This is a genomic window from Marinicella meishanensis, assembly GCF_019931145.1.
GTDB lineage: Bacteria > Pseudomonadota > Gammaproteobacteria > Xanthomonadales > Marinicellaceae > Marinicella > Marinicella meishanensis.
The window spans coordinates 137,773-157,519 of the sequence record NZ_JAIOUV010000005.1; the positions used below are offsets into that span (position 1 = coordinate 137,773).

The following is a 19,747-nucleotide window of genomic DNA, read 5'->3' on the forward strand; positions in this document are numbered from 1 at the left end:
CAGGGGGTCTGCATTTTAGCAGAACCCCGGCCATCAAGCACCGGTTTCCGACGCCCAGTCGTTGTCTGCAGATGGGGACCACAAAAGCCCCAAAAATAACGCCCAAAAGCACAAAACAACGTTGCAATGTGGGCTTGTTTTCACTATAATTCGCGCTCTTTTCCTTGCTGCACCGGTGTTTTTGTCCACTGGGTGGCTTTTTTTAAACCCGAAAGGAGTTAACAATGAGACATTATGAAATTGTCATGTTGGTTCATCCGGACCAATCTGAGCAGTTGCCTGCCATGATCGAAAGATACAGTGGCATGGTAACCAACGGCGGTGGCACCGTTCACCGTTCCGAAGACTGGGGTCGACGTCAGTTGGCTTATTCCATTGAGCGTTTGCACAAAGCGCATTACTACTTGCTGAACATCGAATGTGGTCAAGAAGTGATTGACGAGATCGTTGATGCATTCCGCTTCAATGACGCCATCCTGCGCCACATGGTGTTGGGTCGCAAAGAAGCCGAATCAGAAGAATCACCATTGAAGAAAGAAGACGATGACAAAGTCAAGAAAGTGACCGATGAAGACGTCAAGGCTGTTGAAGCCAAAGAGGAAGCTGCCAAAGAAGAAGCCGCTGCCGAAGCCGAAACCGCTGATGCCACCGAAGAGGAGTAAACAACATGGCCAAACAACAACGCAGAAGACGCCCAGCGCAACGCATCATCAGCCGCAACTGCAAATTCACCGCGGCTGGCATCAAAGAAGTGGATTACAAAGACTTGGACATGCTGAAACAGTTCATCACTGAAACCGGCAAAATCATTCCCAGTCGCATCACCGGTACCAAAGCCAAATACCAAAGACAATTGTCCACGGCGGTCAAACGTGCCCGTTACCTGGCTTTGATCCCATACTGTGACCAACACGGTAAATAAAGGAGTCCATCATGCAAGTTATTTTATTAAACAGAGTTCAAAACCTGGGTGACCTGGGTGAAATCGTTAATGTGAAAAGCGGTTATGCCCGCAATTACTTGATTCCACAAAAGCTGGCTTCGCGTGCCACCGAAGAAAACATCAAGGCCTTCGAAGCCCAAAAAGCCGAATTGATCGCCAAAGCCAAAGAGTCGATGGCTGCGGCCCAAGCCCGTGCTGAATCAATCAATGGCTTGAGCATCACCGTGTCGGCCTTGGCCAGTCCAGAAGGTCATTTGTATGGTTCTGTGGGTCCCCGCGAAATCGCTGACAAATTGACTGAAAGCGGTTATCCAGTTGACCCCAGTGAAGTGATCCAATCCGAAGGTGCTTTCAAGGACGTGGGTGAATACCCTGTTAAATTGATTTTGCACGCCGACGTAGAAGCTGAATTGACCTTGACGGTTGAAGCCGAAACCGAAGAAGCTTAAAACCGCAGAGACAATCATTGTCTCGACCAGACAAAGCCGATTATAATAAAACGTAATCGGCTTTTTTTGTGGCCGCAAATCCAAGCCAGACCCCAAACCAACATCAAGCACATACAGACACAACATGAATGACATTCGCCCCGTTCGCTCCACCAACGATGCCATAGACCAGCTGAAAGTGCCGCCGCATGCCACGGATGCCGAGAAAGCGGTGATTGGTGGCTTGTTGTTGGTGGCCAGTGCCTGGGACAAAGTGGCCAGTAAACTGGCGGTAGAAGATTTTTACCAAAAGAACCATCAGCACATTTTCAAAGCCATTACTTATTTGAATGAAAACCAACAGGCCTGTGACGTGGTGACAGTCAGTGATTGGTTGGAAGCGCATGGTTTGACCGAGCAATCCGGTGGCTTGGATTACCTGGCGGAATTGGCCGCCAACACCCCCGGCGCCTCCAATGTGGAAGCGTATGCCGGCATTGTGCGCGAGAAATCGGTGCTCAGACAATTGATCCAAATCGGTAATGAACTGGCAGAAAAAGCCTTCAGCCCAGAAACCACCACCGCCGATGAAATGATCGAAGAGGCGGAAAAACTGGTGTTTCAGATTCGTGAACAGACGCTCAAGTCCCGTTCGGGTTTTCATGACATCAAAGAGGTGCTGAAGGAAACCATTGAAAACCTGGAATTGTTGGCAGAAAACGATGGCGACATCACCGGTTTGCCCTATGGCTGGGTCGATCTGGACAAGAAAACCGCCGGCTTACAACGCTCAGATCTGATCATTGTGGCTGGCCGGCCGGCCATGGGCAAGACGTCTTTTGCCATGAACGTCGCCGAACGTGCGGCCATCACAGGATCATCGGTGGCGATCTTCAGTATGGAGATGGCGGCCCATCAACTGGTGATGCGCATGTTTTCATCCCTTTCGCAAATCAACCAAGCCGATTTGAAGCGGGGCAAGTTGAAAGACAGCGATTGGCCCAAATTGGGGCAGAGCAGTGCCTTGTTGAGCCAATCAAAACTGTTCATTGACGACCAGCCGGCCCTGAGTCCCAATGAAATCATGTCCCGCTGTCGGCGCTTGAAAAACCGCCATGGTTTGGATTTGATCGTGATTGATTACCTGCAGCTGATGCAAATCAAAGGCAAGGTGGAGAACCGGGCCAATGAAATTTCTGAGATATCCAGGAACCTGAAAGCCATGGCCAAGGAGCTGGACGTGCCGGTGATCGCCTTGTCCCAGTTGAATCGTTCCTTGGAACAACGGCCCAATAAAAGACCGGTGATGTCTGATTTGCGGGAATCGGGCGCCATTGAGCAGGACGCCGATTTGATCATTTTCATTTACCGTGATGAAGTGTACAACCCGGATTCACAAGACAAAGGCAAAGCAGAAATCATTTTGGGCAAACACCGCAATGGCTCCATTGGCAAGATCGATTTGACCTTCCGCGGCCAGTTCACCCGCTTTGATAATTATGAAAACGACATCCTGTTGGAAGACCCAGGATCCGATTTTCACTGATGATGCTGCGCGAACGGGGCACCACCGCCACCATCCACATCCCCCACATCACCCACAACCTGAGGGTGTTCAAACGCCTGCATCCTGGGCGCCTGATCGCGGTGGTCAAAGCCGATGCCTATGGGCATGGTTTGGCCCATGTGGTCCCTGCCTTGGCTGATTGCGATGCCTTCGCTGTCGCGACTTTGGAAGAGGCTTTGGCACTGCGCCAATTGGCCCCTGACAAAAAAATCATATTGCTGGAAGGGGTGTTCAATCCCACCGAAATGAAGACCGCCGCTGCTCAGCGTTTGGATGTGGTGGTGCACCAGGATTACCAAATTAAATTGTTGTCAGGATTGTCAGCCAAGTCTGGGGTGGCGGCCTGGTTGAAAATTGACTCAGGCATGCACCGCTTGGGCTTCCGCCGCGAATTGGCGCCTGACAAAATCACCCAGTTGACGTCGTTGCCAGCCGTAAAGCAGCTGCGCATCATGGCCCATTACGCCACTTCCGAGCAAGCCCATTGCGAGCAAACCAAGGACCAACGTCAGCTGGCGCATGACTTGAAAAGTTTTGGGCTTGAATGTTCTTTCAGCAACACCGGAGCGGTGTTGAACCAGTTGGCCGATCCCGCTGAATGGGTCCGTGTGGGCATTGGCTTGTATGGCATCTCGCCTTTACCGCAAGGGCCATGGGGTGCTGATTTCGGCCTCAAGCCAGTGATGCAGTTGAGTGCCAAAATCATCGCCAGTAAACGCATCAAGGCCGGTGGTTTGGTGGGCTATGGTGGGCATTTTCAGGCCCCCAAAGACATGCGCATTGGCATTGTTGGTATCGGCTATGCCGATGGCTATCCCTGGTCGCCACACCCCAGCCAAGTACTTGTTGAGGACCAAGCCGTGGCGGTGCTGGGGCGCGTGTCGATGGACATGATGGCCATTGATTTGTCGGCATTCTCAGCGCCCATGACCGGTGCCGAAGTGCTCATTTGGGGCCCAGGCATGCCCACCGAGCAGGTGGCGAAAGACTTGAATTTAATCCCATATGCGTTAACATGTGGCATCACCAAGCGTGTGAAATTCAATGTTGTTCAATGACATAACAGCTTATTTTAAGAAACAAGTTAAGCCCAGTGAATGGCAGGCTTTGATCTGGTCGTTCCTTTATTTTGTGTTCTTGTTGACTGGTTATTTCATCCTCAGGCCGATTCGGGAGGAAATGGGCGTGACCGCTGGCAAAGACAACCTGAAGTGGCTGTTTGCCACCACCTTTCTGGTGATGATGTCATTGCAGCCATTGTATGGCAAATTGGTCTCCAAATACCCCCGCAAACAATTCATACCCATCGCCTATGGTTTTTTCGCCACTTTGATTGTGGGCATTTGGTTGTTGTTCCAAACTTTTGGCAGCGAACATGTGGGCGTGGCTCGGTTTTTCTTTGTTTTCGTCAGTGTCTATAACCTGTTTGTGGTCTCCATCTTCTGGAGCTTCATGGCCGACATTTACAACAAGCAACAAGGTGCCCGTTTGTTTGGCATCATCGCCGCTGGTGGCAGCACCGGAGGCATTGTCGGCAGTTTGATCACCAGTAATTTGGTGTCCTCAGTCGGCACCGTGAATTTGTTGTTAATCTCAGCGGGTTTCTTGCTGCTGTGCTTGTTGGCGGTGTTGAAAATCAGGTCTTATGCCATTGTGGTACAGCAACAAAAAGAAGTGCCCTTGGGTGGTTCGGCTTGGGAAGGGCTGCAGTTGATGCTCGGTAATCGCTTGTTACAACACATTGCGTTGTTGACGGTCTTGTCGGTCACCATCGGTTCCATCTATTACTATTTACAAAATGATTTTGTCGGTCGGTTTTATGCTGAACAAGACACCCGCACCGCGGTGTTCGGCAACATCAACATGATCACCAACATCCTCACATTGGGCTTTCAACTGTTGTTGATCCCGTTTCTGTTGCAAAAAATCAGCATCCATAAAGTGCTGATGATTTATCCCATTTTGATGTTTTTTAACATGGTCTTGCTGGGATTTTTCCCGGTGATTCTGGTGGTGCTGGGAGGCATTGCGCTGCAACGCAGTGGCGCCTACGGATTGCTCAAACCCCCGGCAGATTGGCTGTTCACCGGATTACCTGACAACATCAAATACAAGTTCAAAAACTTTGTCGACACCGTCATCTATCGCGGTGGCGATGTGTTTGCTCAAGTCATTGTGGTGGGTTATTTGGTCGCCGATAAAAATTCATTGTTGCATTGGTTGGAAAAACGCCTTGGATTCGACTGGAATGAAACCGCGGTGTTGATCATCACCGGCATCCTTTGCAGCGTGGTGTTTATCTGGAACGCCTATCGCCTGGGCATCATGGCCCAACAGCGATTCACCGAAAACCCCACCAGCGACTGATCCCATCCCACAATTCTGTCATTTTTCGGCTGCTATTTTTGTCCATTTGTGGTATAAAAATTAAACGGGTGTTTGAAATGGATCGTCCATGAATGACCGGTCCAACCAGAACCCATCAATCCTACAATCCAAATCAACAATCATTTTTCCTCGGGGACAAGTGTATAGACGGAGATGATGAATGCGATTCAGTCAGATCAAAGGGCTTTGCTGTGGCCTATTTTTCACAGCATCTGCGGTGGTTTCAGCCAATGAAACCATCATCACCAACAACCTGCTCAGTGCACCGGCCAAGGTTTATTATAACGAAACCCAGATTCCCAGCATCACCGCAGCCACCGAAGAGGATGCGTCATTTGTGCTGGGCTATTTGCATGCCAAAGACCGCTTGTTCCAAATGGATTACACGCGAAAAATTGCGCAAGGCAAGTTGTCTGAATTGGTTGGGCCGGCCGCCTTGTCCAATGACATCCAATTCCGCACCATCGGCTTTGAGCGCACCGCCAGGCGTTCATTGCCCGCTTTGTCAGCCAAATCCCAAGGCATGCTCAAAGCCTATGCCGATGGCGTCAATGCCTGGTTGGACAACAATCATTTACCAGTGGAGTATGCCGGCTTGGAACTGACAGAGGTGGATCGTTGGTTGCCGGTCCATTCGGTGGCCATTGCCAAATTGATCGCTTTTGACTTGTCCAATGACTTACAAGAGATCGATGCCACCATTGCCATCAACACCTTTCAACAAGTGGGTGCTGCGGCTGGATTTGACGGCACCGCCTTGTTTTTCGAGGATTTGTACCGAGCGGCTCCACCCGATGACCGGGTCAGTGTGCCTGGTTTCTTGGGTTCCATTGGTGGCATCGGCAAATCAGCCACTGCGGTGAAACAGGCTGCGGATGACTTTTCGATGTCCTTGAGTGAGGCTGAATTACAGATGCTGCACAACATCAAGGCCAACTGGGAAAGCACACCACTGATCAAAGCCTTGAAAAATGACGGTAATTTTGACAAAGGTTCCAATGTGTGGGTGATCGCCGGTGAAAACACCGACAGTGGCTTTCCATTGATTGCCAATGATCCGCACCTGAGTCTGGATTATCCATCAACCTTTTACCCGGCGCACATGGCTGCTGAGACCGGTCTGAACGTGGCCGGTGTGGGCTTCCCAGGAGCCCCGGTGACCGCTCAGGGTTGTAATGAAAATTTGTGCTGGGGCAGCACCGTGCACCCGGTGGACGAAACCGACTTTTACTTTGAATCCTACAAAGCCAACACCTTCGGCATTCCCACCCACACCATTTACCAAGGCCAAGAAGAACCGATTGTTTGGGTGTTTCAAACTTACCAAGCCAACGTCATTGGCGATGGGGTGATGAATAACACCGAACGGCAAGAGGTCGGATACACCCAAGGCGGTCTGACGTTTTTGGTGCCCCGGCGCAATTTTGGTCCCATCTTGGACGTTGACACCAGCACCATGCAGGCCGTCTCCATGCAATACACCGGCTTTGGCCCAACCAAAGAAATCGAAGCGTTCTTTGAGATGGCGCGGGCTGCCAACATCGATGAGTTTGCCACCGCTTTGACCAAGTTTGATGTCGGTTCACAAAATTTTGGGGTGGTTGATCGGGACGGCAACATTGGCTACTTCACTGGGGCCGAGGTGCCCATCAGGGAAGACCTACAGACCCTGATGCAACCCGATGGCACGCCGCCGATGTTCATCCGTGATGGCACCGGTACCCGCATGAATGAATGGATGACCTTAGCCAATCCGGATTTGAACCAAGCCACGCCCTATGAGGTGATCCCATTTGCCGAAATGCCCTTCAGTGTGAATCCTGACAGCGGCTATGTGGCCAATGCCAACAACGATCCCATCGGCGTCTCACTGGACAACAATGTACTCAACCAAGTGCGTCCTGGTGGCGGTTTGTATTACATTTCACAAGGTGGGTACTCGTCCTATCGTCAAGGTCGCTTGGATCGCTTGATCCAGCAGGATTTGGCCGATGGTGTGCGTCTGGACAGCCAGCGCATGAAAGAATACCAAGCCAACAACCAACTGTTGGATGCGGAGTTGATCATGCCACACGTGATGAATGCCGTCAGTCGTGCTTCAGCCAGTGATGCCTGGCCGGGTATAGCCCAATTTTTGGCCGACCCTCGGGTGGTCGAAGCCGCGGGTTATTTTTCCACTTGGGACTTCAGCTCGCCCACCGGTTTGGCCGAGGGTTATGACCCCTTTGATAATCCGTTTGCCTTGTCGGCCCCTTCGGACACTGAAGTGGCCCATTCCATCGCTGCCAGCATCTATTCGGTGTGGCGAGGCAAAGCCATCAACAACACCATCGACGTCACTTTGGCTGGGATCGATTCAGCGATTGGACAAAACCTGATGACGGCCAACCGCCCAGGCAGCCGGTTCTCAATCAACGCGTTTCAGCATTTCTTGGATGCCTTTGACAACAACCAGGGTTTTGGCGTTTCTGGCATCAACTTTTTCACCAATCCCCAGGCCCCAAGCCGTGAAGATGCCCGTGATTTTGTGATTTTGGCGTCTTTACAACAGGCATTGGACGCCATGGCGGGTGATGACTTTGCTGCCGCATTCGGCAATTCATCTGACTTGGCTGACTATCAATGGGGCAAATTGCACCGCATCGTCTTCTCACATCCCTTGGGAGACGCCTTGTCGGTGCCCAATGGCTTGTTTGGTTTGTCCACTGTCGATGGCTTGGCTGGTGTGGCCAGATCCGGTGGTTATCAAGTGTTGGATGCCTCCTCGCACAGCACCCGAGCCGATGGCAGCAATGATTTCATGTTTTCATCAGGACCGGCCAGGCGATTTGTGGCAGAAGTCACTCCCTTGGGCATCCTGGCAGAACAAATCATTCCCGGTGGCCAAAGTGGGGTGATCACGGCTGAAGCCAATTACGTCAACCAATTGTTCTTGTGGTTGGTCAATGGTTATTTGCCTTTGATCACTGATCTGGACACCATTGTGGCGTTGTCGCTGCAAGAGTATGACTTCCTGCCCTGAGTTCTTGCACTGAGTCTGACCAGGATTGAATTTCCAAAAAAGCCCGGTTCATCCGGGCTTTTTTGGTGCCTTGAATTGGCGCAGGATGTGTTTGAATTTCAGGATGGAGGCCCGCAAAGGGGTCCTGGGAATGGGCGGTGAATGGTCAATCAAGGTGGCAAATGATTCGTCCGTCATGGTCACCACACCGCCATGGGCCAAAGCAATTTTTGCGGCCTTCAGGGCATGCACCCGCTGCAAAGAGCGTTTGTATTTGTTGGGATGAAAGATGGGAAAAGGGTGGATGTATTTGTTTCTGAGTTTGATGAACAAATCAGCCACATAAATCCAGTGACTGTCGCGGTGCCACACACTCAAGTCCCGATCGGTGTGTCCCGGGGTCTCCAGCACCGACCAATCAGGAAATCCGGGAACAACATCACCATCGGCCAAGTGGTGATCCGGTTTGAGCTTGCGGGAATAGGCCACATATTTCATCTTGCGGCCCATTTTCTTGCCCACATACAGGGTCAAAACCACATCAATCCAATGCATCAAAACGCCATTGAAACCCCGATACCAATGGGTGTCTTTGTCGGCCGAAGCAATTTGACAACCGGTGCGCTTACGCAGGGTGTGTGCGGCCCCGGCATGGTCCGGGTGCATGTGGGTCACCAGCACCATTTTCAAATCGCTGAATGGGCGCTGCAGCTCCTGCTCGATGAACCGCTGTAAGCGGCTCACATCGGCCCGGCAACACCCATCCAATAACAACAGGGCATGGTCATATTCAACCAAATAAATGCCCTGGATGTAGCCTGACAGTTGATGAATTTTCATGGCTGGTGGTTCGCCAAGTGTTGGTCAATGAACTGGCCGGCCTGTTGTAAAGCGGTCCTGGCCGGTTGGAACAGGCTGGGAGAAAAGTGAAACACATGCCACAGTTCTGGGTAAGTGATTAACTGCACATGCCCCCCGGTCTGGGCGACTTTTTGTTTCAACAACAGGCTGTCATCCAGCAACACTTCATCGGTGCCCACATGCACCAACATGGGTGGCAAGCCACTGAAATCATGAGTCGATAAACAGGCCGTTTGCTTGATTGCTTCATCTGGCAGGTAATGGTCGGCCATTTGTTGGCTCCAGGCTTCATTGATCACGGGATCGATGTCCAGTTGGGTGCGGTGACTGTTGGTTTCCTGGGACTTAATCAACCACGGTGAAATCAAAAACAAACAGCCCGGCATGGGCAACTGGCGGTCGCGCAATCGCACGGTCAATGACAAGGCCAGGCCGCCACCGGCTGAGTCGCCAGCCAGGGCCAAGTGTTCGGCTTTGAAGCCCTGCGCCAGCAACGCTTGATAGGCTGCCACCGCATCGTCCAAGGCAGCCGGATACGGGTGTTCTGGGGCCAAGCGGTAATCCAGCGAGACCACGGACAAGCCACTGTACAGGGCCAAAAAAGCACACAAGTCGCGATGGGAGCGGGGCGAACCCACCCCATAACCACCGCCATGAAAATACAGCACGGCTTGTGATGTGCGTTGGTTGTTGGGGTCAAACCACCACACCGGACGCCCGGCCATGTGGGTTTTGTTCACCGTCACGGCTTTGGGTAACCACGTGTAGCCACCCAAAAAATTCAGTCCCTTGCGTTGCAGCCACAAGGGACATTTCTGGTTCAAAAACAAACCAGAAGTGAATTTGACCAGCTTACGCATGGTGACTGTCGACAAATTAAACATGGACTGGGAACATGGGTTTGGTGGTGGTTTTCTGTCTTTATTTTATCAAAATCTCTCGCCGCAAGAACCCTGCTGCTGAGAAAAAGTCTGCCTGGGCATCCAGTTGCGCATGCGTATCACTTGCTCTGCTTGCATGGCTTCGATACAATGGAGCGCATGTCAATTCGATTGATTCACTTTTGTTTGTTGTGCTTGGCATTGCAAAACCTTGTCCTTGCGGCTGAGCCATGCACCATGCAATATGATGAATCGGCTGTGATGTCAGACATGTCGGATCACATTCATCATCAGATGACCAACGAAGTCAAGCTGACAGAAACGACTGAGATGACAGCCCATGATTGTTGTGATGCGAACTGCGAATGTTTGCTGAATGCCAGTCAATCAGCCATCAGTGTGCCGGTGTCGCCAGCCATCCAACAACCCCAATACAAATCATTGTGGTTTGTGGTTCCCAATTTAAGTCTCGACCACATCACCGATCGCATCGATCGCCCCCCCATTTTTGCTTAAGACAGGACAGTTGCGCCTGAAATCAATGGGTCTAACCCATTCATACCCAATTTATCAACAGCAAAAATGAACAATCATCATGAGACAAATCAATTTGGTCATGTGGATGCTGATCAGCTCCACTGGACACGCAATGGATTCCCGCCAGAATCCAACAAGCAGCCTGCGCTTTGAAGCAGCCATCAACACAGCCATCAAGCAAGATCCTTGGCTGATTGGCAGCACCCACCAAGAACACTCCTTGTTGGCCCTCAGTGTGGCCGCAGGTCAGTTACCAGATCCTAAATTTTCCATTGGGGTGGCCAATTTGGCGGCCGACTCATTTGAATTTGATCAGGAGCCAATGACCCACCTTAAGCTGGTTTTCAGTCAACACTTTCCTGGCGGACAAAGCAGGCAGTTGAGACAAACACAACTGGCACAACAAAGCCAACAATTCCCTTGGTTGCGTGCAGACCGCATTGGTCAAATCACGGTCAAAACCGGGGCGCTGTGGTTGGATGTTTTTGCGGCCCAAGAAAGCATTCGAATCATCCACGACAGTCGAAAATTGTTTGAAAATCTGGTTGATGTGGCCACCAGCAGTTATCGCACAGCTTGGTCAAAAACCAGTCAACTGGATGTGGTTCAAGCTGAGTTGGAATTGACTCGATTGGATGATCGCTTGGTGGTGCTGGAACAAAAAAAACAAATATTTCTGGCGCAAATGTCCCAATGGCTGGGCCAATCAACAGGCCAACACGTGGTCATGCATAATCAACTGCCTGAATTGAGTTGGGAGCCACGCACAAAGCACCACCCTGAACTGTTTTTGCTGCATCCGGCGGTGCAATCTTTGGAATCTGAGATAGCCGCCAAAGCGGTGGGCATTCAGTTGGCTGAGCAAAGTTTTAAGCCAGCTTGGTCGGTGAATTTGGGTTATGGTTATCGCCAAAATGACCCACGTGGATCTGACCGCGCTGACTTGCTGTCGTTTGGCGTGCAATTGGATTTGCCCCTTTTTACGGCCAACAGGCAGGGGCAGGGCCTCAAAGCCGCTGTGGCTTCTCACAGTGTCTTGCTCACCGAAAAAGAGGCCATGCTACGTCATTTGATGGCCTTGTCTGATGCCCATACCCAAGCCTTGCATGGTTTGCATGACAGGGCTCAGTTGTATCGCGAAGTTTTGATTCCTCAAAGCCAAGAAAGTGTGGAAATTGCGCTGCAAGCCTATGCCAATGATGAAGGCACGTTCAATGACGTCATCAGGGCCCAAATCGCTGCACTGGATGCGTCTTTACAGTGGTTGAATATCCAAGTGGACATGCAAAAAAGCATCTTGCAAATCAATTACGCCCACATGACTGGCAGTCAGCCAGTCTTCAACCAAGGAGAATCCTCATGAAAAACCGCTTCTTTTTCTTGTTTTTAGGGGCGTTGGTGGGTTTGGTCCTGGCGCTGTTCATGCCGCAACTGATGAACCCTGATACCGGTGTTGAATCGACTGAGCAGCCACTGTATTGGGTGGCTCCCATGGACCCCAACTACCGCCGCGATCAACCCGGTCAGTCACCCATGGGCATGGACCTGATCCCGGTCTATGCATCTGACATGAATGCCAATCAAAGCACAGCTGGTGAAGTGTCGATTTCTCCGGTGGTGGTCAACAACTTGGGAGTGAAAACGGGCCTGGCTCGTATGGGTACTTTGCAAGGCACAATCAACACGGTGGGCATCATTCAATATGATGAAAACAAGCTGTTGCATGTGCACCCACGGGTTGAAGGTTGGGTGGAGAAATTGCATGTGAAATCTACCGGCGATCAAGTTTTCAAAGGACAACTCTTGTATGAAATTTATTCGCCAGAACTGGTCAATGCCCAAGAAGAGTATTTGTTGGCTTTGAAACGCAACAACCAGGACTTGATTGAAGCGGCACAAAGTCGTTTGCAGGCGTTACAGATACCCGAAGACATCATCCAATCACTCCGCACGCAACGCCGTGTCAGGCAGACCATTCCCCACCATTCGCCGCAAAATGGGGTGGTTGAACAACTGGGAATCAGGGAAGGCTTTTTTGTCAAACCGGGCACCACGCTGATGTCTATTGCGGATTTGAGCAGTGTTTGGGTGGAAGCCCAAGTGTTGAATCACAACAAACCTGATTTGATAGTCGGAGCCAACGCCACCATGGCATTGAAAGCCATGCCTGGTCAATTGTGGCAAGGCCATGTGGAGTACATTTATCCGGCCGTGGATGAACAAACCCGAACAATCAAAGCCCGGTTGGAATTCAACAATGAAACCCTGGTGCTCAAACCCAACATGTTGGTCGACATTGAAATCGAGCAGCCACAAATCGACGCTTTGCTCATTCCGAAAAGTGCCCTGATTCGCTTGGAGGGGCAACAGCGGGTGGTCATGCAAACCGCTGCCAACACATTCAAATCGGTGGCCGTGGAAGTTGGCGGGTTTGACGCTGATCGGGTGCAAATCAAGGCCGGACTGTTACCAGGGGATGTGGTGGTGACCGCCGCTCAATTTCTGCTTGATTCTGAGTCCAGTAAAACTTCTGACTTTGATCGCATGGGTCTCAGTGACATGCACAATGTGGCCTGGGCTGAAGGCATGGTGAATGCCATTGATGTGGACAACAGGGTGGTTAACATCAGTCGAGGGAGGATCGAAAAGTGGAATCGACCACCGGCCACCTTGGACTTTTCGGTGCCACCGCAAACCAATATCAATCGATTGGAGCCAGGGCAAAGGGTGCAATTTTATTTTCAAGTGGATGAAGGTGCGTTTTCCATATTGTCCGTAAAATCCATCATCGACGGGGATTATGGGTCATGATTGAAGCCATCATCAAATGGTCGATTAAACAGCGTTTTTTGGTTTTGTTGGCCACATCATTCATCGTCATTGGCGGGGTGGTTGCGGTCAAAAACACACCGGTGGATGCCATTCCAGATTTGTCAGATGTGCAAGTGATCATCAAAACCAGCTATCCCGGGCAATCGCCCCAAGTGGTTGAAGACCAAGTCACTTATCCACTGACCACCGCCATGCTGTCAGTGCCTGGCGCCCAAACCGTCCGGGGTTTTTCTTTTTTTGGTGATTCTTACATTTATGTCATCTTCAACGAAAACACCGATGTGTATTGGGCCCGTTCCAGGGTTTTGGAGTATTTGAATCAAGCAGCTGCCCAATTACCCGAGGGTGTGAAACCTGAATTGGGGCCGGATGCCAGCGGTGTGGGGTGGGTTTATATCTATGCCCTGACAGACCCGAGTCAGCAGCATGATCTCAGTGAATTGCGCAGTTTACAAGATTGGTTCTTAAGTTTTGAATTACAAACGGTCGAAGGCGTGGCTGAGGTGGCCACCCTGGGTGGTATGGTCAAACAATACCAGGTCGAAGTCGACCCCAACACCATCAGGGCCTTGAACATTCCTTTGAACCACGTGGCCTTGGCCATCCAGCGCGGCAACCAGGAAGTGGGGGCTTCGGTGGTTGAGATGGCTGAAGCGGAATACATGATCAATGCCACCGGCTACATCAAAAATCGCCAGGATCTTGAGCAGATACCCATTGGCTTGAATGATCAAGGCGTGCCCATTCTTTTACAAGACATCGCCACCATAAAGCTTGGGCCGCAGATGAGAAGGGGCCTGGCGGAACTGAATGGTGAAGGTGAAGTGGTCGGAGGCATTGTGGTCATGCGTTCAGGAGAAAATGCCCAAAGTGTGATTCAGCGGGTGCAGGAAAAATTACACAGTTTGCAAAAGAGTTTGCCTGAAGGGGTGGAGGTAATCACCGTTTATGACCGCAGTCAGCTGATCGAGCGGGCAGTCAATAACTTGTGGGAAAAGTTGTTGGAAGAGTTTGTGGTGGTGATTGGTGTTTGTGTCATCTTTTTGTTTCATGTCCGTTCTTCATTGGTTGCCATCATCAGTTTACCTGTGGGTATTTTGACCGCCTTCATTGTCATGCATTTTCAAGGGTTGAATGCCAACATCATGTCATTGGGTGGTATTGCCATTGCGATAGGTGCCATGGTTGATGGTGCCATTGTCATGATAGAAAACATGCACAAGCACATGGAACAAACAGAATTGAATGAGCAAAATCGCTGGCAAGTGGTGGCCAAATCAGCCACTGAAGTGGGACCGGCCTTGTTTTTCAGTTTATTGATCATCACGGTGAGTTTTTTCCCGGTGTTTTCTCTGGAAGCACAAGAAGGGCGTTTGTTTGCGCCATTGGCGTTCACCAAAACCTATGCCATGGCAGGTGCTGCGGCCTTGGCAGTCACTTTGGTTCCCGTACTGATGGGGTATTTTGTCAGGGGCAAAATTCGGGCAGAGCACCAAAACCCACTCAATCGCTGGTTGACAGCGGTCTATCAGCCGGTGCTGAAAATGGGCTTGAGATGGCCGAGAACAGCGTTGTTGTTGGCGGCTGTGTTGTTGCTGATCAGTTATTGGCCGGCCAGCAAGATCGGCACCGAATTCATGCCCCAATTGGATGAAGGGGATCTGATGTATATGCCAACCACTTATCCAGGCATTGCCATCGGTGAAGCCCGGGAATTGTTGCAACACACCGATAAATTGATCAAAACAGTGCCTGAAGTTGAGCAAGTCTTTGGCAAAATCGGCAGGGCTGACACCGCCACGGATCCAGCCCCGTTGACCATGATTGAAACCTTCATTCGACTGAAACCGAAAAGTGAATGGCGAGCTGGGATGACGACCGATGACTTGATCCGTGAATTGGATGCATTGGTCAACATCCCGGGTTTGACCAATGCTTGGGTGATGCCCATAAAAACCCGAATAGACATGCTGGCCACCGGCATCAAGACACCAGTGGGCATCAAAATTGCCGGCCCAGATTTGACCGTGATCCAAGACATCGGGCAAGACATTGAGCTGCTGCTGGCTGATCTCCAAGGCACCGCTTCGGTGTATGCCGAGCGGGTGTCAGGCGGGCGGTACCTCAAGCTTGACGTGGATCGACTGGCCGCAGCCCGTTATGGCTTGAATGTGGCTGACATCCAGCAGCACATTGCTCTGGCAGTGGGTGGCAAGACCATTGCACACAGCGTCGAGAAGCTGGAAAGGTATCCCATCAACATCAGATTTCCACAACAACACAGGGCCAATCCAGAAGCCATGATGGGCATGCCGTTGATCACCCCATCGGGGGCCCACATTGCCTTGGGAGAAGTGGTCAAGATATCCATTGAAGATGGCCCACCAGGCATCAAAAGTGAAAATGCCCGAATCAACGGTTGGGTCTATGTTGACATCGAAAATATCGATGTGGGTCACTATGTGGCGCAAGCCAGAGAGTTGTTAGACAACCGGCTGGAGTTACCGCCTGGTTATGCCATCAATTGGTCAGGCCAGTATGAATACATGCTGAGGGCGCAAGCCAAATTGATGTATCTGATACCCATCACTCTGCTGATCATTGCTTTGCTGTTGTTTTTCAATTTCAAACGTTTAATGGAAGTGGCGATCATCATGGGCACATTACCTTTTGCCTTGGTTGGCAGCGTTTGGTTGATCTATGCTTTGGGTTTCAATTATTCAGTTTCCGTTGGGGTTGGTTTCATCGCTTTGGCTGGGGTGGCCGTTGAGGTTGGTGTCATCATGTTGAATTTTCTCAATCGCAGCATGGCAGACATGCATCAACGATTGAGTAACCATGCTGAGCCCATCAGCGAACAACATTTGCAACAAGCGGTGCTGGCCGGATCCGTTATGCGGGTGCGCCCAGTGATGATGACATCATTATCAATCATAGTGGGATTGATGCCCATTATGCTGGGAGACGGCACTGGCTCTGAAGTCATGAGCCGCATAGCGGCACCCATGGTTGGTGGCATGTTCAGTGCATTGTTGTTAACCTTGATCATACTGCCGGTGATTTATTACCTGATCCACCGACCTCGGCAAGCACCATCAACCAGCCAATAATGCGGTTTCTTTTTAGGCGCAAAACAGTGTATATTCAGGACCACAAGTAAATTCACGCAGATCAAGCATGAAGCGAGAAAAAAACCACCAAGATAAATTGATCATCGGCGGTCAAAGCATCGCCCGGGGCGAGACTGCCAAAGTTCACATCCCCACGGTGAAATTGTATACCGACACCGACATGTCAATTCCGGTGTATGTCAAACGCGGCAACAAACCTGGCCCCACTTTGTTTGTCAGTGGTGCCATCCATGGCGATGAACTCAATGGCATAGAAATCATCTCGCGCTTGATCAAGAGCAAAGCCATCAATCGCCTCAAAGGCACCTTGATTGCAGTGCCCATTGTCAATGCCTTTGGGGTGTTGAACCAAAGTCGCTATCTGCCTGACAGGCGCGATTTGAATCGCAGCTTTCCAGGGTCGGCCAAAGGCTCATTGGCTGGTCGCATTGCGCATTTGTTCATGCAGGAAGTGGTGGTCAAATGTGACTACGGCATTGACTTGCACACCGGTGCCATTCACCGCAGCAACCTGCCACAAATTCGGGCCAACCTGGATGATCCCACCACTTTGGCCATGGCTCAGGCTTTTGGGGTGCCGGTGTTGATCAACTCCAACCTGCGTGATGGGTCTTTGCGCGAATGTGCTGATGAACATGGCATCAACATGCTGCTGTATGAAGCCGGGCAGGCCTTGCGTTTTGATGAATTGTCGATCAAGGCGGGTCTGAAAGGCATCACCAATGTGATGCGCCACTTGAAGATGCTGCCCAAACTGAAAGGCAAGAAAAAACCATTCGAGCCTTTTGTGGCCACCGATAGCAAATGGGTGAGGGCGCCTGACAGCGGTTTTGTGCTGCACAAAAAACAGTTGGGTGATCACGTCAAAGAGGGTGAGGTGTTGGCCGAAATCAAACAACCTTTGGGCGATGTGTCAACCCAATTGCGCAGCACCGCCAGTGGCATCATCATCGGCAAGCAAAACATCCCTCTGGTGCAAGAAGGTGAAGCGGTCTACCACATCGCTTATTTTCATAAGCCAAAAAAAGTCGAAGCCAGCATTGAAAACATGCAAGAAACTTATGACTAAGACCAGTTAACAGGCCCTAAGCGGTTTGGTCAGCCATGAAGGCGATCAATTGCGCTTCGGTTAACGGTTTGGCAATGTGAAAGCCCTGCACATAATCCACCCCAGATTGTTGTGCCAGGGCCAATTGTTCGGCCGTTTCAATGCCTTCCAAGATGGTTCGGTGGTTCAAGGTTTTGCTCATTTTCAAACAGGACTCGAACACTTGGGCACCCAAGGGGTCTTGTAGCTGATCACTGAAGTCAATGTCGTATTTGACCCCCTTGATGTGTAATTTGGACAACATCGACAGGGCCGAATAACCAGAACCAAAATCATCCAACAACACATCGATGCCTTGATCGGTCAAGATTTTCAGGTGCTCATTGATGATTTGTTCTTCAAACACCGCTTGATTTTCCAAAATCTCGATGCAAATCAAGTGGCTGCTTTGTGCCTGCATCTCAATGATTTCATCGATAAAGCCCCGGTCCAACAAGGAACTGGGTGAGACGTTGATGGAAATGCTCAAATGCTGACAACTGCTGGGCCAACTTTGTGATTGGTTTACCGCTTGTTTCATCACCCAGCGGTCGATGTCAATGGCCAAGCCCACTTCCGACAAGGCATTGATGAAAGTCGGTAAGTGCACTTCACCGTGTTCATCTTGCAAGCGCAGCAGGGCCTCCACTTTGACCACTTGGCCATTGCCGGCCGCCACGATTGGCTGGAAATACAGCATCAGTTGACCGTGCGATAATTGCAGCAGGAACTTATTGATTTGATTCTCGGTGGCCAAGTTTTGAATCAATGATTGTTGATTGCGGTATTGCAAGGCTTGAATTTCACGGGTTTCCAGATTGAATTTGTCAACGAATTGATTGATCAAACTGGTGTTGATTTGGGTGCCTTCCCACATGCGCAAAAATTTCAAATACAGTAAGGTGCCGACGGTCAAGTTTAACACCTGCAAGACCACTGCCATCACATCGCCATCGGTGGCCAAATAGGCGTTCAACAACGGGGGTGTGGTCCAGGGCACCGCCACCACCACCGGCGATACCACCCCGATTGACATGAAAAAGGTGGTGTTCAAATGCAACAGGATGGGCACGCAGATGAATGGCACAAACAAAAATGGGTTGAACACAATGGGCAAACCATAATGAATGATTTCTGAAATGTTAAATGTGCTTGGCAACAGCGACATCTTGGCCACTTTGCGGTGGCGGTTTTTGCGGGAAAACATCAGCACCGCCAAAATCAAACAAAAGGCCGAACCGGCGCCCCCAATGTCACTGAAAAAATAAGTACCTGGCACATTGATGTTAGGGATCGGTTCTCCAGCCGCATGGGCGGCCTGATTGGCCGCAAAAGCCTCAAAATAGGGCGCTTGGGTGAAGGCAAATACATGGGAGGGGTTGACCCCAAAAAACCAGGTGATTTTGTACAAAAACTGCAGCAGGATCTGACCCAGCATGTGCTCAGAATTTTCAATTTTGAAAGTTTGGAAAAAGGCATCATGGGTCATCACATGCCACACCGATTCGAACAGCATGAACAGCACAAAAACCGCCACAAAAGTGAATAAAGTGGGCAGAATGTGGTTGAAGGTCTTGTTCAAGTGAAACGACATGAAATCGGCTTTGAACAGGTGCAAGCGGGGCTTCTGGCTGAAGTAACGCAACACCTTGGCCGTCAGGTAGCACAAGGGGATGGGGATGATCTTATAGTAGGTGGATTCTTTCATTTGCTCCAAGTTGCTGACTTCGGTGGAGACCGATAAGGTCAACAAACTGACACACAAAATGATCAATGAGGTCGGATCCACCTCCTTGCTTTTGGCAAAAGCCACGGCCAAGGCAATGGTGAATATCAGCGGGAAAAACAGATAAAAAGCGCTGTGGATGTCCCTGATGTAAGACACATAGGTGGCGCTCGTGAACAAGGACAAACCTTCGGCCACCATCAACAAAAAAGTGACCGTCAGGATCATCGGCACCATGGAAATGGATGCCTCTTGTAATGCAATGATGCTGCCTTTTTTATTCAGACGATGTAACAGGGAACTGATGCGATGCATTGTTCGTAGGGCCCACACACTTCATAATTCGGGACATCAGTCTACCACAA

Annotated in this window: 15 protein-coding genes; 12 read left to right on the plus strand and 3 right to left on the minus strand. The window is 50.5% G+C overall.

The window, feature by feature from the left end; all coding sequences use genetic code 11:
- Window positions 1-224: 224 nt before the first annotated feature.
- The 7 genes from rpsF to K7G70_RS10055 all read left to right on the plus strand — a co-directional run bounded on the left by rpsF (window position 225) and on the right by K7G70_RS10055 (window position 8,348).
- Window positions 225-662: a 30S ribosomal protein S6 gene (gene rpsF / locus K7G70_RS10025; protein WP_223788504.1), complete on the plus strand. Its 438-nt coding sequence runs from the start codon at window positions 225-227 to the stop codon at window positions 660-662.
- 5 nt (window positions 663-667) lie between these two features.
- Window positions 668-922: a 30S ribosomal protein S18 gene (gene rpsR, locus K7G70_RS10030; RefSeq protein ID WP_223788505.1), complete on the plus strand. Its 255-nt coding sequence runs from the start codon at window positions 668-670 to the stop codon at window positions 920-922.
- A gap of 11 nt (window positions 923-933) precedes the next feature.
- Window positions 934-1,392, plus strand: a complete 459-nt coding sequence (gene rplI / locus K7G70_RS10035) for a 50S ribosomal protein L9 (protein ID WP_223788506.1) — start codon at window positions 934-936, stop codon at window positions 1,390-1,392.
- 124 nt (window positions 1,393-1,516) lie between these two features.
- Window positions 1,517-2,917 carry a replicative DNA helicase gene (dnaB, locus tag K7G70_RS10040; protein WP_223788507.1) on the plus strand — a complete coding sequence of 467 codons (1,401 nt, stop codon included), beginning with the start codon at window positions 1,517-1,519 and terminating at the stop codon, window positions 2,915-2,917.
- Window positions 2,917-3,996, plus strand: a complete 1,080-nt coding sequence (alr, locus tag K7G70_RS10045; protein ID WP_223788508.1) for an alanine racemase — start codon at window positions 2,917-2,919, stop codon at window positions 3,994-3,996. The genes dnaB and alr overlap by 1 nt, the downstream gene beginning before the upstream one ends.
- Window positions 3,983-5,305 carry an NTP/NDP exchange transporter gene (locus K7G70_RS10050; protein WP_223788509.1) on the plus strand — a complete coding sequence of 441 codons (1,323 nt, stop codon included), beginning with the start codon at window positions 3,983-3,985 and terminating at the stop codon, window positions 5,303-5,305. Before alr ends, K7G70_RS10050 begins: the two co-directional genes overlap by 14 nt.
- A 181-nt stretch (window positions 5,306-5,486) precedes the next feature.
- A complete protein-coding gene (locus K7G70_RS10055; RefSeq protein ID WP_223788510.1) occupies window positions 5,487-8,348 on the plus strand; it encodes a penicillin acylase family protein in 2,862 nt (953 codons plus the stop codon).
- A 48-nt stretch (window positions 8,349-8,396) separates the two neighbouring features.
- On the opposite strand, the gene K7G70_RS10060 is transcribed toward K7G70_RS10055, so the two are convergent.
- Both K7G70_RS10060 and K7G70_RS10065 read right to left on the minus strand, forming a co-directional pair.
- On the minus strand, window positions 8,397-9,167 hold the full coding sequence (locus K7G70_RS10060; protein ID WP_223788511.1) for an MBL fold metallo-hydrolase: 771 nt from the start codon (window positions 9,165-9,167) through the stop codon (window positions 8,397-8,399).
- Complete coding sequence (locus K7G70_RS10065; RefSeq protein ID WP_223788512.1) at window positions 9,164-10,048, minus strand: alpha/beta hydrolase; 885 nt, start codon at window positions 10,046-10,048, stop codon at window positions 9,164-9,166. The genes K7G70_RS10060 and K7G70_RS10065 overlap by 4 nt, the downstream gene beginning before the upstream one ends.
- A 258-nt stretch (window positions 10,049-10,306) precedes the next feature.
- Between K7G70_RS10065 and K7G70_RS10070 the strand changes: the two genes are divergently transcribed.
- The 5 genes from K7G70_RS10070 (at window position 10,307) to K7G70_RS10090 (ending at window position 17,638) form a co-directional block, all read left to right on the plus strand.
- On the plus strand, window positions 10,307-10,585 hold the full coding sequence (locus K7G70_RS10070) for a hypothetical protein (protein ID WP_223788513.1): 279 nt from the start codon (window positions 10,307-10,309) through the stop codon (window positions 10,583-10,585).
- A 79-nt stretch (window positions 10,586-10,664) separates the two neighbouring features.
- Complete coding sequence (locus tag K7G70_RS10075; protein ID WP_223788514.1) at window positions 10,665-11,969, plus strand: TolC family protein; 1,305 nt, start codon at window positions 10,665-10,667, stop codon at window positions 11,967-11,969.
- On the plus strand, window positions 11,966-13,417 hold the full coding sequence (locus K7G70_RS10080) for an efflux RND transporter periplasmic adaptor subunit (RefSeq protein WP_223788515.1): 1,452 nt from the start codon (window positions 11,966-11,968) through the stop codon (window positions 13,415-13,417). The genes K7G70_RS10075 and K7G70_RS10080 overlap by 4 nt, the downstream gene beginning before the upstream one ends.
- Window positions 13,414-16,548, plus strand: a complete 3,135-nt coding sequence (locus tag K7G70_RS10085; protein WP_223788516.1) for an efflux RND transporter permease subunit — start codon at window positions 13,414-13,416, stop codon at window positions 16,546-16,548. Before K7G70_RS10080 ends, K7G70_RS10085 begins: the two co-directional genes overlap by 4 nt.
- Window positions 16,549-16,615: 67 nt before the next feature.
- A complete protein-coding gene (locus K7G70_RS10090) occupies window positions 16,616-17,638 on the plus strand; it encodes a succinylglutamate desuccinylase/aspartoacylase family protein (RefSeq protein WP_223788517.1) in 1,023 nt (340 codons plus the stop codon).
- Window positions 17,639-17,654: 16 nt separating this feature from the next.
- Here the strand turns inward: K7G70_RS10090 and K7G70_RS10095 are convergent, their stop codons facing one another.
- The gene (locus K7G70_RS10095) at window positions 17,655-19,697 is read right to left on the minus strand and encodes an EAL domain-containing protein (RefSeq protein ID WP_223788518.1); all 2,043 of its coding nucleotides are present in this window, start codon (window positions 19,695-19,697) and stop codon (window positions 17,655-17,657) included.
- Window positions 19,698-19,747: the final 50 nt, after the last annotated feature.

Bases quoted from the DNA above. Each gene is read 5' to 3' on its own strand.
- rpsR (WP_223788505.1), top strand. From the start codon at position 668: ATGGCCAAACAACAACGCAGAAGACGCCCAGCGCAACGCATCATCAGC.
- K7G70_RS10070 (WP_223788513.1), top strand. From the start codon at position 10,307: ATGCAATATGATGAATCGGCTGTGATGTCAGACATGTCGGATCACATT.
- K7G70_RS10075 (WP_223788514.1), top strand. From the start codon at position 10,665: ATGAGACAAATCAATTTGGTCATGTGGATGCTGATCAGCTCCACTGGA.
- K7G70_RS10050 (WP_223788509.1), top strand. From the start codon at position 3,983: ATGTTGTTCAATGACATAACAGCTTATTTTAAGAAACAAGTTAAGCCC.
- K7G70_RS10090 (WP_223788517.1), top strand. From the start codon at position 16,616: ATGAAGCGAGAAAAAAACCACCAAGATAAATTGATCATCGGCGGTCAA.
- rpsF (WP_223788504.1), top strand. From the start codon at position 225: ATGAGACATTATGAAATTGTCATGTTGGTTCATCCGGACCAATCTGAG.
- K7G70_RS10080 (WP_223788515.1), top strand. From the start codon at position 11,966: ATGAAAAACCGCTTCTTTTTCTTGTTTTTAGGGGCGTTGGTGGGTTTG.
- K7G70_RS10065 (WP_223788512.1), bottom strand. From the start codon at position 10,048: ATGCGTAAGCTGGTCAAATTCACTTCTGGTTTGTTTTTGAACCAGAAA.
- dnaB (WP_223788507.1), top strand. From the start codon at position 1,517: ATGAATGACATTCGCCCCGTTCGCTCCACCAACGATGCCATAGACCAG.
- K7G70_RS10060 (WP_223788511.1), bottom strand. From the start codon at position 9,167: ATGAAAATTCATCAACTGTCAGGCTACATCCAGGGCATTTATTTGGTT.
- K7G70_RS10095 (WP_223788518.1), bottom strand. From the start codon at position 19,697: ATGCATCGCATCAGTTCCCTGTTACATCGTCTGAATAAAAAAGGCAGC.
- alr (WP_223788508.1), top strand. From the start codon at position 2,917: ATGATGCTGCGCGAACGGGGCACCACCGCCACCATCCACATCCCCCAC.
- rplI (WP_223788506.1), top strand. From the start codon at position 934: ATGCAAGTTATTTTATTAAACAGAGTTCAAAACCTGGGTGACCTGGGT.
- K7G70_RS10055 (WP_223788510.1), top strand. From the start codon at position 5,487: ATGCGATTCAGTCAGATCAAAGGGCTTTGCTGTGGCCTATTTTTCACA.
- K7G70_RS10085 (WP_223788516.1), top strand. From the start codon at position 13,414: ATGATTGAAGCCATCATCAAATGGTCGATTAAACAGCGTTTTTTGGTT.